At 73.2% G+C, this 13,132-nt stretch carries 11 protein-coding genes; 2 read left to right on the top strand and 9 right to left on the bottom strand.

Annotated features, from left to right (window positions below; all coding sequences use genetic code 11):
• Nucleotides 1–2: 2 nt before the first annotated feature.
• The 5 genes from pdxS to pgsA form a co-directional block, all read right to left on the bottom strand.
• A complete protein-coding gene (pdxS, locus tag AB0I71_RS22435) occupies nucleotides 3–920 on the bottom strand; it encodes a pyridoxal 5'-phosphate synthase lyase subunit PdxS (protein WP_357587575.1) in 918 nt (305 codons plus the stop codon).
• Nucleotides 921–1,086: 166 nt separating this feature from the next.
• Nucleotides 1,087–1,584 (bottom strand): hypothetical protein, encoded by a 498-nt coding sequence (locus AB0I71_RS22430; protein ID WP_357587573.1) that lies wholly within the window; start codon nucleotides 1,582–1,584, stop codon nucleotides 1,087–1,089.
• A 35-nt stretch (nucleotides 1,585–1,619) separates the two neighbouring features.
• The gene (locus tag AB0I71_RS22425; protein WP_357587571.1) at nucleotides 1,620–2,780 is read right to left on the bottom strand and encodes a glycosyltransferase family 4 protein; all 1,161 of its coding nucleotides are present in this window, start codon (nucleotides 2,778–2,780) and stop codon (nucleotides 1,620–1,622) included.
• A 13-nt stretch (nucleotides 2,781–2,793) separates the two neighbouring features.
• A complete protein-coding gene (locus AB0I71_RS22420) occupies nucleotides 2,794–3,672 on the bottom strand; it encodes a phosphatidylinositol mannoside acyltransferase (protein ID WP_357587569.1) in 879 nt (292 codons plus the stop codon).
• Between the two features lie 25 nt (nucleotides 3,673–3,697).
• The gene (gene pgsA / locus AB0I71_RS22415; protein WP_357587567.1) at nucleotides 3,698–4,330 is read right to left on the bottom strand and encodes a phosphatidylinositol phosphate synthase; all 633 of its coding nucleotides are present in this window, start codon (nucleotides 4,328–4,330) and stop codon (nucleotides 3,698–3,700) included.
• A 275-nt stretch (nucleotides 4,331–4,605) separates the two neighbouring features.
• On the opposite strand from pgsA, the gene AB0I71_RS22410 reads away from it, so the two are divergent.
• Nucleotides 4,606–6,759, top strand: a complete 2,154-nt coding sequence (locus AB0I71_RS22410) for an elongation factor G-like protein EF-G2 (protein ID WP_357587565.1) — start codon at nucleotides 4,606–4,608, stop codon at nucleotides 6,757–6,759.
• 177 nt (nucleotides 6,760–6,936) lie between these two features.
• Here the strand turns inward: AB0I71_RS22410 and AB0I71_RS22405 are convergent, their stop codons facing one another.
• The 3 genes from AB0I71_RS22405 to thrS form a co-directional block, all read right to left on the bottom strand.
• Nucleotides 6,937–7,995 carry an aldo/keto reductase gene (locus AB0I71_RS22405; protein ID WP_357587563.1) on the bottom strand — a complete coding sequence of 353 codons (1,059 nt, stop codon included), beginning with the start codon at nucleotides 7,993–7,995 and terminating at the stop codon, nucleotides 6,937–6,939.
• 460 nt (nucleotides 7,996–8,455) lie between these two features.
• A complete protein-coding gene (locus AB0I71_RS22400) occupies nucleotides 8,456–8,968 on the bottom strand; it encodes an HIT domain-containing protein (protein ID WP_357587699.1) in 513 nt (170 codons plus the stop codon).
• Between the two features lie 62 nt (nucleotides 8,969–9,030).
• The gene (thrS, locus tag AB0I71_RS22395; RefSeq protein WP_357587561.1) at nucleotides 9,031–11,037 is read right to left on the bottom strand and encodes a threonine--tRNA ligase; all 2,007 of its coding nucleotides are present in this window, start codon (nucleotides 11,035–11,037) and stop codon (nucleotides 9,031–9,033) included.
• A gap of 195 nt (nucleotides 11,038–11,232) precedes the next feature.
• Here thrS and AB0I71_RS22390 point away from each other — a divergent pair, with 195 nt between their 5' ends.
• A complete protein-coding gene (locus AB0I71_RS22390; RefSeq protein WP_357587559.1) occupies nucleotides 11,233–12,156 on the top strand; it encodes a DUF1775 domain-containing protein in 924 nt (307 codons plus the stop codon).
• Here AB0I71_RS22390 and AB0I71_RS22385 read toward each other — a convergent pair.
• Nucleotides 12,153–13,067, bottom strand: coding sequence for an ADP-ribosylglycohydrolase family protein (locus tag AB0I71_RS22385; RefSeq protein ID WP_357587557.1), 915 nt, complete (start codon nucleotides 13,065–13,067; stop codon nucleotides 12,153–12,155). The genes AB0I71_RS22390 and AB0I71_RS22385 overlap by 4 nt on opposite strands.
• Nucleotides 13,068–13,132 lie beyond the last annotated feature (65 nt).

The following is a 13,132-nucleotide window of genomic DNA, read 5'->3' as shown; positions in this document are numbered from 1 at the left end:
GGTCACCAGCCGCGTTCGGCGAGGCGGTGCGGCTGCGGGATGTCGTCGACGTTGATGCCGACCATCGCCTCGCCGAGGCCGCGGGACACCTTGGCCAGTACGTCCGGGTCGTCGTGGAAGGTGGTCGCCTTGACGATAGCGGCGGCCCGCTGGGCCGGGTTGCCGGACTTGAAGATGCCGGAGCCGACGAAGACGCCCTCGGCGCCGAGCTGCATCATCATCGCCGCGTCGGCCGGGGTGGCGATGCCACCGGCGGTGAAGAGCACCACCGGCAGCTTGCCGGTCTCGGCGATCTCCTTGACCAGCTCGTACGGTGCCTGCAGCTCCTTCGCCGCGACGAACAGCTCGTCGGTCGGCAGCGACTGGAGGCGGCGGATCTCCTGGCGGATCTTCCGCATGTGGGTGGTGGCGTTGGAGACGTCGCCGGTGCCGGCCTCACCCTTCGAGCGGATCATGGCGGCGCCCTCGGTGATCCGGCGCAGCGCCTCGCCCAGGTTCGTCGCACCGCAGACGAACGGCACGGTGAACGCCCACTTGTCGATGTGGTTGGCGTAGTCGGCCGGGGTGAGCACCTCGGACTCGTCGACGTAGTCGACCCCGAGGGACTGGAGGATCTGGGCCTCGACGAAGTGGCCGATGCGGGCCTTGGCCATCACCGGGATGGAGACCGCGTTGATGATGCCGTCGATCATGTCGGGGTCACTCATCCGGGAGACCCCGCCCTGGGCACGGATGTCCGCGGGTACCCGCTCCAGCGCCATCACCGCGACCGCGCCGGCGTCCTCGGCGATCCTGGCCTGCTCGGCGGTGACCACATCCATGATCACACCGCCCTTGAGCATCTCGGCCATGCCGCGCTTCACGCGCGCGGTGCCGACGACCGGGGTGGCACCGGCGTTCGGGGAAGTCGTCTCGGACACGTTGTCGCTCCTCAGGCGTCCTCGGGAGGTGGCAGCGCAGATGCTACGCCCGGGCGAACGCCGCTCCGACAGCCAATCAGACCCGTGGTGGCCTGCTCTGTGGTCGCCGTCACCCGGTCCCCGGCCACGGTCGGGCCTGGTGCGCGGATGGGCCCGGCAGCGAGGCTCAGCGGCTGGGCACGTCGGCGGCGGGGATGGTGAGGGTCGGGTCGTCGATGTCGAAGTAGCGCGGCCAGGTGTGCCGGCGTCCCATCCGTAGCAGCCGCACCAGGGGCCGGCTGCGTGCCGATCGGGCGTCGCGGACCAGGTCGGTGTGCACCTGGCGGGCCAGGGCGAGCCGCCGGCTGGCGGCGATGACCGCCTCGCAGTCGGCGTCGGTGGGATCGAGCTGAACCGTCCGCAGCTGCCGGGTCAGGTCGTTCTCGGCCGCCTCGCGCTCCTCCGGCTGGGCGTCGAGGGCGATGCGCGCCGCCGCGTACAGCTCGACGCCGTAGCGGCGCTCGGCCAGCACCGCCGCGGCGGCGGCCCGGCGCAGCAGGTGGGCGTCCAGGGCGCGGGCGGCGAGCTGGGCACGATCCTGGAGCCGCTCGACCCGGCCGGCGGTCCAGATCAGGTACACCGCGACCAGGGCGACGACCACCGTCGCGCCCACCACCCACCACATGCCCGGCATCGTAGTGCTGCTCCCGTCCCTCCCGATCAGGTCAACCCCACCCACTCCTGGTCGATCACCCGCCCGTCGGTGGCCTCGATCGCCGCTGCGTATACCTCCAGAACCCGGCGGGCAACCACGGGCCAGTCGAAATTCGCCACCACCTGGTCACCGCAGACGGTCAGCTCCGCCCGCTGAACGGGGTCGTCGAGCAACTGTGCCAGCGTGGCCCGCAGCGTCACCGCGTCGCCGGTCGGGAACAGCCGGCCGGCCCGGCCGCCGTCGAGCACCCGGCGGAAGGCGTCCAGGTCACTGGCCACGACTGTGGTGCCGGCGGCGAGCGCCTCGGTGAGGATCATGCCGAAGGACTCTCCGCCGGTGTTCGGCGCGACGTAGAGGTGCACACTGCGCAGCATCCGCGCCTTCTCCTCCTCGGAGACCAGACCGAGGAAGGTGACCTGGTCCCGCAGGTCGGGCGGGAACCTGTCGAACAGGTCGTCCGGGTCGCCCGGACCGGCGACCAGCAGGCGCAGGCCGGGACGCTGCCGGGCCAGCTCGACGAAGGCGTCGCGCAGGATCGGGAATCCCTTGCGGGGCTCGGTGAAGCGGCCCAGGAAGCCGAGGGTGCCGCCGCTGCCCAGGTCGCACTCCCCCGGCCAGCCGGGCAGCGGCTCGACCCCGGCGAACTTGGCCACCGCCACCCCGTTGGGGATCTCCACCGCCCCGCCGTCCAGGTGCTCGACCTGCACCTTGCGGGCCAGGGCGCTCACCGCGATCCGCGCGGTGATCCGCTCCAGCACGATCTGGAGCACCCCCTGGGCGGCGGCGAGCATCCGGGACCGGGTCATCGCGGTGTGGAAGGTGGCCACCACCGGTCCCCGGGCGGAGAGCACGGCGAGCATGGACAGGCTCAGCGCGAGCGGTTCGTGCACGTGCAGCACGTCGAAGTCGCCCCGGGTGATCCAGCGGCGTACCCGGGCGGTGGAGACCGGCCCGAACGCGATCCTGGCCACCGAGCCGTTGTACGGCAGCGGCACCGACCGGCCGGCCGACACCACGTACGGCGGCAGCGGCGAGTCCTCGTCCGCCGGGGCGAGGACGCTCACCTCGTGCCCGAGCCCGATCAGCGCCTCCGCCAGGTCCATGACATGGTTCTGCACCCCGCCGGGTACGTCGAAGGAGTACGGGCAGACGATGCCGATCCGCATTGCGCCCGTCCCCTCAGTCCAGCCACATCCGTTGCAGCATGTGCCAGTCTTCCGGATGCCGGGCGATGCCCGCCGCGAGACCGTCGGCGATCAGCTGGGTCAGCGATCGGACCCGCACGTCGAGTGTGCCCGCCTCGGGCCCCGGCACCGGCAGCGGGCCCACCAGCGAGGCGCACGCCGCATCCGGTTCGTACCACATCGACGCCACGTACAGCGGCGCGCCGGTACGCAGCGCCAGCAGCGCCGGGCCGGCCGGCATCCGGGTCCGGCCGCCGAAGAAGTCCACCTCCACGCCCCGGGCGGAGAGATCCCGGTCGGCCAGCAGCGGTACCACCGCCCCGGCGGCCAGCCGGTCGGTCAGCACGTCGATCGCCGGGCGGGCACCACCGTTCGTCGGCAGGATCTCCATACCCAGGCCCTGCCGGAAGGCGACGAAGCGCTCGAAGACACCCTCCGGCTTGAGCCGCTCGGCGACGGTGGACAGCGGCCAGCCGTTGGCGGCGACCCAGGCCCCGGCCGCGTCCCAGTTACCGGCGTGCGGCAGCGCCACCACCGCACCGCGCCCGGCGGCGACGTCCGCGGCGAGGACCTCGGCGCGGTCCAGCCGGAACCCGTCGAGCAGCTGCTCGCGGCTCAGCGCGGGCAGCCGGAACGCCTCCATCCAGTAGCGGGCGTACGAGCGAAGGCCCCGGCGGACCAGGTCGTCGAGTTCGGCCTCGGGCAGCTCGGGCCCGACCACGCGGCGAAGGTTGGCGCGTAGCCGGGTGGCACCCGGGCCACGGCGGCGGTGGGCGCGGTCGGCACCGGCGGTGAACGCGGCGGCGGCGACCGGCCGGGGCAGCACACGGACCAGCCGCCAGCCGGCGACGAAACCGAACTCGGTGAGATTCACCGGGTACACCGCCCGGCTGTGCCGATCACCCGTGGCCGCCCGGCACGTCGACCTGCTGGGCCTGCCGGTACACGTGCCGCATCCGCTGGCCGACGGTGAACAGGGACACCGCCGCGAGCAGCCAGAGCGCGATCGGCAGCGCCACCGGGTGGACCAGCTCGGCGAGCAGGCCGCCGACACCTACGATCAGCAGTCGTTCCGTACGCTCGGCGATGCCCACGTTGCAGGTCATCCCGAGCCCTTCGGCGCGGGCCTTGACGTACGACACGAGCCCACCCGCGGCCAGGCAGATCAGCGCGGCGGCCACGCCCGCCTGATTGCCCTCGGTGGCCAGGTAGAAGGCGACCGCGCCGAACACCGCGCTGTCGGCGACCCGGTCCATGCTGGAGTCGAGGAACGCACCGAAGCGGGTCGACCCGCCACTCATCCGGGCCATCGTCCCGTCGAGCAGGTCGGTGAGCGCGAAGACCGTCACGATCAGCGCACCGGCGACCAGATGGCCGCGGGCACCGAAGCCGAGCGCGCCGACGAGCACCCCGAGGGTGCCCGCGACGGTGACCGCGTTGGGGGACACGCCCGCGCGCAGCAGGCTACGGGCGATCGGCTCGACGACGCGGGTCATCCCCGCGCGGGCCGACACTTGGAAGATCTTCGCCATGGCGGTCCCACGATAACGGTCGGCGCTCGGCCGGCGACACCGCCCGTCTGACCAGCCACGCTCAGTCGGCGCGGCGGCCCGCCCGGAGAGGGTTGTGTCGGCCCGTCATCGGGTGTGAGATCGAGCCAGAAGGGTGACCCGGCTCACCCCGCCGCCTGTTGACTGCCCGGTTCCCAGCGAATCACCGGAGGATATCGCCGCAGCACCCCGCCCGGGCCGCATCCCCGTCGCGTGCGGCGGTCGCCACCCACCACCGGCTGAGGGAGGTGCGCCCGATGGCGCAGAGGAGTCAGGACAAGGGAGCCACCGGCGGCGTACCGGTGGTGACCGATCCCGCCAGGATCCGCAACGTGGTGCTCGTCGGGCACTCCGGGGCGGGCAAGACGACACTTGTCGAGGCGTTGCTCGCGGCGTCCGGCACGATCGCCCGGGCCGGCTCGGTCACCGACGGCACCACCGTCTGCGATCACGATCCGGCCGCCGTACGCCAGCAGCGTTCGGTCGCCCTGGCCTGTGCGCCGCTGCTGCACGACGGGATCAAGGTCAACCTGCTCGACACGCCCGGCTACGCCGACTTCGTCGGTGAGCTGCGCGCCGGGTTGCGGGCCGCCGACGCCGCGCTCTTCGTGGTCTCGGCGGTCGACGGGATGGACGCGGCCACCGCAGCGCTGTGGGAGGAGTGCGCGGCGGTGGACATGCCCCGGGCGGTCGCGGTGGCCCGGCTGGACCATCCCCGCGCCGACTTCGACGAGGCGGTGGCGCTCTGCCAGCGGGTCTTCGGCGACAACGTGCTCCCGCTCTACCTGCCGATGCTCGGTGACGACGGCGAATCCACAGTCGGCCTGCTGGGGTTGATCACGCGGCGGGTCTTCGACTACACGGGTGGGCTGCCGCCGCAGGTGCGTGAGCCCGACCCGGAGCACCTGCCGGCCATCGTCGAGTCCCGCAACGAGCTGATCGAGGGGATCATCGCCGAGAGCGAGGACGAGACCCTGATGGACCGGTACCTCGAAGGCGAGGAGATCGACGCCGGCATCCTGGTGGAGGACCTGGAGAAGGCGGTCGCCCGCGGCCACTTCTACCCGGTGGTACCGGTCTGCGCGGCGACCGGGGTCGGCATGGACGCGTTGCTGGAGGTGCTCACCGCCGGTTTCCCCGCTCCGCCGGAGCACGCGCTGCCCGCGGTGACCGGGGTGGACGGCTCCCCACGACCGCCGCTGACCTGCGATCCGGATGGCCCGCTTGTCGCCGAGGTGGTACGGACCACCATCGACAGGCATGTCGGGCGGGTCTGCGTGGTCCGGGTCTTCTCCGGCACGCTGCGCCCCGAGCAGACCGTGCACGTGTCCGGGCACGGTCTGGCCGAACGCGGCCACCCCGACCACGACGCCGACGAGCGGATCGCTCACCTCTACAGCCCGCTCGGTGCCACCCTGCGGGAGGTGGGCGTGGCGGTGGCCGGTGACATCTGCGCGATCACCAAGTCCGGCAGCGCGGAGACCGGCGACACCATCTCCGCCAAGGAGAACCCGCTGCTGATCGCCCCGTGGGAGATGCCGGAGCCGCTGCTGCCGGTGGCGATCGTGGCGAAGTCCCGGTCCGACGAGGACGCCCTGGCCCGCAACCTCGGCCGGCTGGTGGCCGGCGACCCGACGATGCGGCTGGAGCGCAATCCGGAGACCCACCAACTGGTGCTGTGGTGCATGGGCGAGGCGCACGCCGACGTGGTCCTCGACCGGCTGCGCGCGGGCGGGGTGGAGTTGGACACCGAGCCGGTGCAGGTGGCGCTACGGGAGACGCTGACCGTGCCGACCCGGGGGCACGGCCGGCACGTCAAGCAGTCCGGCGGGCACGGGCAGTACGCCGTCTGCGACATCGAGGTGGAGCCGCTGCCGCGTGGCAGCGGCTTCGAGTTCGTCGACCGGGTGGTCGGCGGCGCGGTTCCGCACAACTACATCCCGTCGGTGGAGAAGGGCGTCCGCGCCCAGATGGAGCGCGGCCTGGTAGCCGGTCATCCGGTGGTGGACCTGCGGGTGACCCTGGTCGACGGCAAGGCACACAGCGTGGACTCCTCCGACGCGGCGTTCCAGACCGCCGGGGCGCTGGCCCTGCGCGACGCCGCCGAGCGGGGGCAGCCGGCGCTGCTGGAGCCGGTCGACGAGGTGACGGTGCGGGTGCCCGACGGCAACGTGGGCGCGGTGATGGGCGACCTGTCCGGCCGGCGCGGCCGGGTGCTCGGCACCGAACCGGATCCGGACTCCGAGGGTCGTACCCTGGTACGCGCCGAGGTGCCCGCCACGGAGCTGCTGCGCTACGCCGTGGAGCTGCGGGCGATGACCTCGGGAGCCGGCACCTTCCGCCGACACTTCGTCCGCTACGACCCGATGCCCGCCCACCTGGCCGACCGGATCCGCAAGGAGCACAGCTGACCGGTGCCCCGTCCCGGACGGAGCCGACCTGCGTGACGGCGGCGTGGCCGGCTCCCGGGCGGCTCCCGGGCGGCTCCCGGGCGGCTCCCGGGCGGCTCCGGGGCAGCGTGGCCGGCTCGGCCGGCTCCGGGGCGCGGCGCGACCGGCTCAGCGCCCGGGCGGCGTAGGCAGCTCTGGTCAGGGGCGGGCGGTGGGGAGCATCGGGCTGGGCCAGTAGGGGCGGTCGGCCTCCCGCAGCGCCGCGGCACGCAGGGCGGCGAGCTGCCGCTCCACCTCGGCGAAGTGGTCGGGGGCGAGCGGGCCGAGGGCCAGCGCGGCGGCGTTCTCCTCCACCTGGGCGACGGTACGGCAGCCCGGGATCGGGATGGTCCGATCGCTGCGCGCCCAGATCCAGCCCAGCGCCCCCTGGGCCAGGGTGCGCCCGTCGGCGGTCAACGTCGCCCGGACCGCGTGCACCCGGCGCAGCCACTCCGGTGCCGGCCGCCCGCCCCGGAACCACTCCAGCCAGCCCGAGGTCACCCCCCGCACGTCGTCGCGGGGCAGGACCGACTCGGGACGGTACTTGCCGGTGAGCAGCCCCATGCCGAGCGGACCACGGTTGACGCTGGCCAGGTCGTACTTCTCGCAGACGGCGAGCAGGTCGGGCGCGTCACGCAACACCGACAGGCCGTGCTGCACGGCGGCGGCGTGCGGTGCGTCGTGCCCGAAGGCCGCCGCCCGGTCGGCCCGGTCGGTGCTCCAGCCGTACGCGCGGACCAGGCCGTCGGCCACCAGGTCCTCCAACGCGCCGATCAGCTCGTGGGCCCGTGCCACGGGCAGGTCGGCCAGGTGCAGCTGGTAGAGGTCGATCCGGTCGGTGTCGAGGCGCCGCAGCGAGTCCCACACCGCCCGGCGCAGGTACGCCGGTGAGGCGTCGGGCCCGATGGCCTGCCGGGTCCGCTCGTCGAACGTGTATCCCCACTTGGTGGCGATGACCGCCTCGTCGCGGCGGCCGGCCAGGGCCCGCCCGAGGACCCGTTCGCCGTGTCCCGCGCCGTAGCTGTCGGCGGTGTCGAAGAGCGTCACACCGAGGTCGAGCGCCCGGCGGATCGCCCGCACCGATTCCTCGTCGTCGACGGCCCCCCAGCCCAGCGGGATGCGCCCCTCGGCCCACGGGCCGGCGATCGCCCAGCAGCCCATGCCCAGGGCGCTGACCTCGATGCCGCTGCGGCCCAGCGTCCGCGTCGACTCCACCACCGGCGCATCGTGCCATCTTTCGGACAGACGTTGACGAACATCCAGCACGATCATCCGTACGGGCCCCGGTGTCGTACGGATCACCCGATGGGAGGCGGATCCGAGGCGGGTTCCGTCCACTCCCGTGCCACGCCGCGAGCGACCTGCGGCTGGCCCGGCAAGCAGGATCCGCGCCGCGCCCCCTTTGCTCTGCTTACCGATACGCATCGACTTCGCTCGGTGACCGCCGCGTGGGTTGAAGCAGAGCGAAGGGGGCGGACGGGAGGAGCGCCACGGCGTGGAACGAAGCAGGCACCGGGGCGCACACCGAGGGCTGCCGCCGCGCGGAGCCGGCACAGCCGAGCGCCAGCACGGGCAGCCGAGCACGGCCAGCCGGGGCAGCCGGGCACGGACCGCGGCGGGCCCGGGCGAGGACCGAGGCGGGCCCGAGCGGGGACCGGGGCGGCGCGGGGCAGTCGGGTCAGGCGGGCCAGGCGCGGGCGAGCAGGTCGCGGGTGTCGCCGAGCAACTGCGGCAGGACCTTGGTCTGCCCGATCACCGGCATGAAGTTGGCGTCGCCACCCCAGCGGGGTACCACGTGCTGGTGCAGGTGGGCGGCGATGCCGGCGCCGGCCACCCCGCCCTGGTTCATGCCCAGGTTGAAGCCGTGGGCGCTGCTCACCTTGCGGATGACCCGCATGGCGGTCTGGGTGAAGGAGGCCAGCTCGGCCGTCTCCGGCCCGTCCAGGTCGGTGTAGTCGGCCACGTGCCGGTACGGGCAGACCAGCAGGTGCCCCGGGTTGTACGGGTACAGGTTGAGCACCACGAACACGTGCCCGCCGCGCGCCACCACCAGGCTCTCCTCCGGTGGCCGGGCCGGGGCCAGGCAGAACGGGCATCCGGAGGGGCGCTCGTAACCGCCCTCCGGTCGGTCCTCGCCGGATATGTACGTCATCCGGTGGGGCGTCCAGAGCCGGTCCAGCCCGTCTGCCATGTCCCTGTCGGTGTGCTCCTCCGCCCCAGTCACACCGGCGATCCTACGGCCCCGCCCGAGCGTCACATCTCGGCGGAGGGGCCGGTGTTGGTCCGGGAGGTGACCACGTCCAGGACGTGGGTGACCGCCTCGGCCAGCGGTACCCCGTTGCGCTGGGAGCCGTCCCGGTAGCGGAACGAGACCGTCCCCGCCGCCACGTCGTCGTCGCCGGCGATCACCATGAACGGGATCTTCTGCTGCTGCGCGGTGCGGATCTTCTTCTGCATCCGCTCGTCACCGGCGTCGACCTGGGCGCGGATGCCCTCGGCGCGCAGCGCGGCGACGAAGCCGTGCAGGTAGTCGGCGTGGTCGTCGCGGATCGGGATGCCGACCACCTGCACCGGGGCCAGCCAGGCCGGGAACGCCCCCGCGTAGTGCTCGGTGAGCACGCCGAAGAACCGTTCGATCGAACCGAAGAGCGCGCGGTGGATCATGACCGGCCGCTGCCGGGTGCCGTCGGCGGCCTGGTACTCCAGGCCGAACCGCTCGGGCTGGTTGAAGTCGACCTGGATGGTGGACATCTGCCAGGTCCGGCCGATGGCGTCCTTGGCCTGCACCGAGATCTTGGGGCCGTAGAAGGCCGCGCCGCCCGGGTCCGGTACCAGTTCCAGGCCGGAGGTCTCGGCGGCGGTGCGCAGCGCCTCGGTGGCCTCCGCCCAGTCGTCGTCCGAGCCGATGAACTTCGGGGAGTCGTCACGGGTGGACAGCTCCAGGTAGAAGTCGTCCAGTCCGTAGTCGCGCAGCAGGTCCAGCACGAACGACAGCAGGGTGGTCAGCTCGCCGGGCATCTGCTCCCGGGTGCAGTAGATGTGCGAGTCGTCCTGGGTCAGGCCGCGTACCCGGGTCAGGCCGTGCACCACCCCCGACTTCTCGTACCGGTAGACGGTGCCGAACTCGAACAGCCGCAGCGGCAGTTCGCGGTAGGACCGTCCGCGCGACCGGAAGATCAGGTTGTGCATCGGGCAGTTCATCGCCTTGAGGTAGTACTCCGCGCCCTCCAACTGCATGGGCGGGAACATCGTGTCGGCGTAGTACGGCAGGTGGCCCGAGGTCTGGAAGAGCTGCGCCTTGGTGATGTGCGGGCTGTTGACGAACTCGTACCCCGCCTCCTCGTGCCGGCGACGCGAGTAGTCCTCCAGTTCCCGGCGGATGATGCCGCCCTTGGGGTGGAAGACCGCGAGGCCCGAGCCGATCTCGTCGGGGAAGCTGAACAGGTCGAGGTCCGCGCCGAGCTTGCGGTGGTCGCGCCGGGCGGCCTCCTCCAGCAGCTTCAGGTACGCCTTCAACCCGTCGCGGGTCGGCCAGGCGGTGCCGTACACCCGCTGCAACTGGGGGTTCTTCTCCGATCCGCGCCAGTACGCGGCGGCCGAGCGCATCAGCTTGAACGCACCGATCAGCCGGGTATTGGGCAGGTGCGGCCCCCGGCACAGGTCCGACCAGCAGACCTTGTCCTCGTCGGCGGCGAGGTTGTCGTAGATGGTCAGCTCGCCCCCGCCGACCTCCATCACCTCGGAGGAGTCCAGCCCCTCGCCCTTGACGTCGATCAGCTCCAGCTTGAACGGCTCGGCGGCCAGCTCGGTCTTCGCCTCGTCCAGACTGTCGAAGCGGCGACGCCGGAACCGCTGCCCCGACTTGATGATCTCCTGCATCCGCTTTTCGAGCTTGGCCAGGTCGTCGGGCTGGAACGGCTTGTCCACCGCGAAGTCGTAGTAGAAGCCGTTGTCGATCGGCGGACCGATGCCGAGCTTCGCCTGCGGGAAGATGTCCTGCACGGCCTGGGCCAGCACGTGGGCGGTGGAGTGGCGCAGCACGTTCAGCCCGTCCGGCGAGTCCAGCGTGACCGGCTCGACCACGGTCTCCTCGGCCGGACGCCAGTCCAGGTCACGCAGCACGCCGTGCGGGTCGCGGACCACCACGATCGCCCGGGGGCCGTTGGTGGGCAGCCCGGCCGCGGCCACCGCGTCGGCCGCCGTCGTCCCGGCGGCGACGACGACGGGGTCGGCCACGGCGGGGGTACGGGGTGCGGACACGGAGGACTCCTCGCAGCAGATGTGACGGATGGTGCCGATGCCGGCTCACTGATGCTATCGGGCCCCCGGGGGCCGCCGTCGTCGACACCGACGGCAGCCGATTGCCGCCACCGTTGAACCTTTTCGACCCCGGATCCGAACTACCAGGTGTGGCCGGAGCCGGTTCCGGCCGCGTGGACACGGATGGGAACCCAGATGGCGATGACGCACGGCGGCAGCCGTCGACGCCGGGGCGCGCTGGTGGCCGCCCTGGCCACGGCCGTGGTGCTGCTCTGGCCCGCCACGGCGTGGGCCGACGGGGTGACCTTCACCCCGGCCGAGGCCCAGCAGGGCAACGCGGTGAAGCTCGAATTCGTGGTGCCCGACGAACGGCCCGGGGTGCGTACCGAAAAGATCGAGATCAGGATCCCCGCGGACCCGCCGATCGCCGAGGTGTACCCGCTGTCGGTGCCGGGCTGGGCACCGACGATCACCACCCGCAAGTTGGACAGGCCGGTGGCGGGCATGCACGGCCCGGCCACCGACGTGGTGACCGCCTCGCTGATCTGGTCGCGGGCGAAGGGCGAGGCGGGCGAGGGCCCGGCTCGGCTGGTGTTCTCGATGGCACCGCTGCCGCAGACCGACCGGCTGGCCTTCGAGCTGGTGCAGACGTACGCCGACGGCCTCCAGGTGAGCTGGGGCAGCGGCCCCGGCCAGCGGCCGTTGCCGGCGCTGGCGCTGTTGCCGGGCGACCCGGCCTACCCGGGCGCCCACGGTGGACACGGCGCGGCCCCCGGCGGCGCAGCACCCGCGGAGGCCCCGCCCACCACCGCCACCTCCGACGGCGGTCCGAATGCCAACAGCCTGCTCGCCGCCGGACTTGTCGCCGGCCTCGGCGGCGGCGCGGTGGTGGGTTGGCTGATCAGCCGCCGGGGCCGCACCTCGACCGAGGAGATCGACAGGTCGGTGCTCGACGAGGAGCCGCCGGCAGCCGACCCCGTGACGCCCGGTTCCGACGCGGGCGAGCCAGCCGCCAAGGCGACCAGCACCCAGGCGACCGGCAACGAGGCGACCAGCAGCCAGGCCGGCGGGGCGCAGGACGCCAGCTCGGACGCGGTCGAGGCGGGCGCCCGGCGCTAGGCCCAGTCGGGTAGCGGCTCCCGGGCGGCCAACCAGTCGGCGGGCACGCCGCCGTCGGTGGCGACCCCGGTGTGGGCGGCGACGATCCCACCGGCGATGGCGGCGGTGGTGTCCACGTCGCCGCCGGCCTCGACACAGGCCCGGATCGCGGCCGGGTAGTCGCCCAGGTGGGTCGCGGCCACCCAGCAGGTGAAGGCGACGGTGTCCTGCGCGGTGACCCGGGAACCGTTGCCGAGCGCGTCCACCACCTCCGGCAGCGGACGGCCGAGCAGTCCCGCCGCCCGGCGGACGCCCCGGTGCACCTCGGTCACCGGGTCCACGGCGGCGGCGACGCTGGCGAGCAGGCGCTCCGGGTCCGGCCGGTCGCCGTCCAGCCGCGCCCGCACGGCACGGGCGGCGGCCACCGCCACCGCCACGGCACCGGCGATCCCCTCCGGGTGGGCGTGGGTGACCTCGGCCGATGCCCGGGCCTGGGCGACCACCCGGCTTGTCGAGTCGGCGAAGTACGCGCCCAGCGGGGCGACCCGCATCGCCGCTCCGTTCCCGCAGGAGCCCTGCCCGTCGAACGCGGACGCGGCGACCACGGGCCAGGGCGTGCCGGCACGGATCAGTTCGAGCATCCCCACCGCGCCGGCGCCGTAGCGGCGGGCCGGGTCGTAGTGGGTGGCGAAGGAGAGGGCCAGGCCGTCCTGGTCGATCTCGCCGTGCTCGGCGAGCATGGCGACCACTGAGCAGGCCATCTCGGTGTCGTCGCTCCACACCCAGGGGCCGGCGGGCAGCTCCGCCTGCCAGGACCTGGTCGGGCGACCCGGTACGAAGAACTGGGCACCGAGGGCGTCGCCGACGGACAGGCCGGCGAGGCTGTCCCGGGCCAGCGCCAGGCGGGTGTCCGGATAGAGGGTGAACGTCATGGTCGCACCAGCTTGGCGGGTTCCGGGGTGGGCCGCAATGACGCCGCACTTGCCGCCCCGAGTAC

This window comes from Micromonospora sp. NPDC049891, from assembly GCF_040660295.1.
Classification (GTDB): domain Bacteria; phylum Actinomycetota; class Actinomycetes; order Mycobacteriales; family Micromonosporaceae; genus Micromonospora.
The sequence above is the reverse complement of the archived record's forward strand: the minus strand, read 5'-3'. Positions and strand labels throughout refer to the sequence as shown.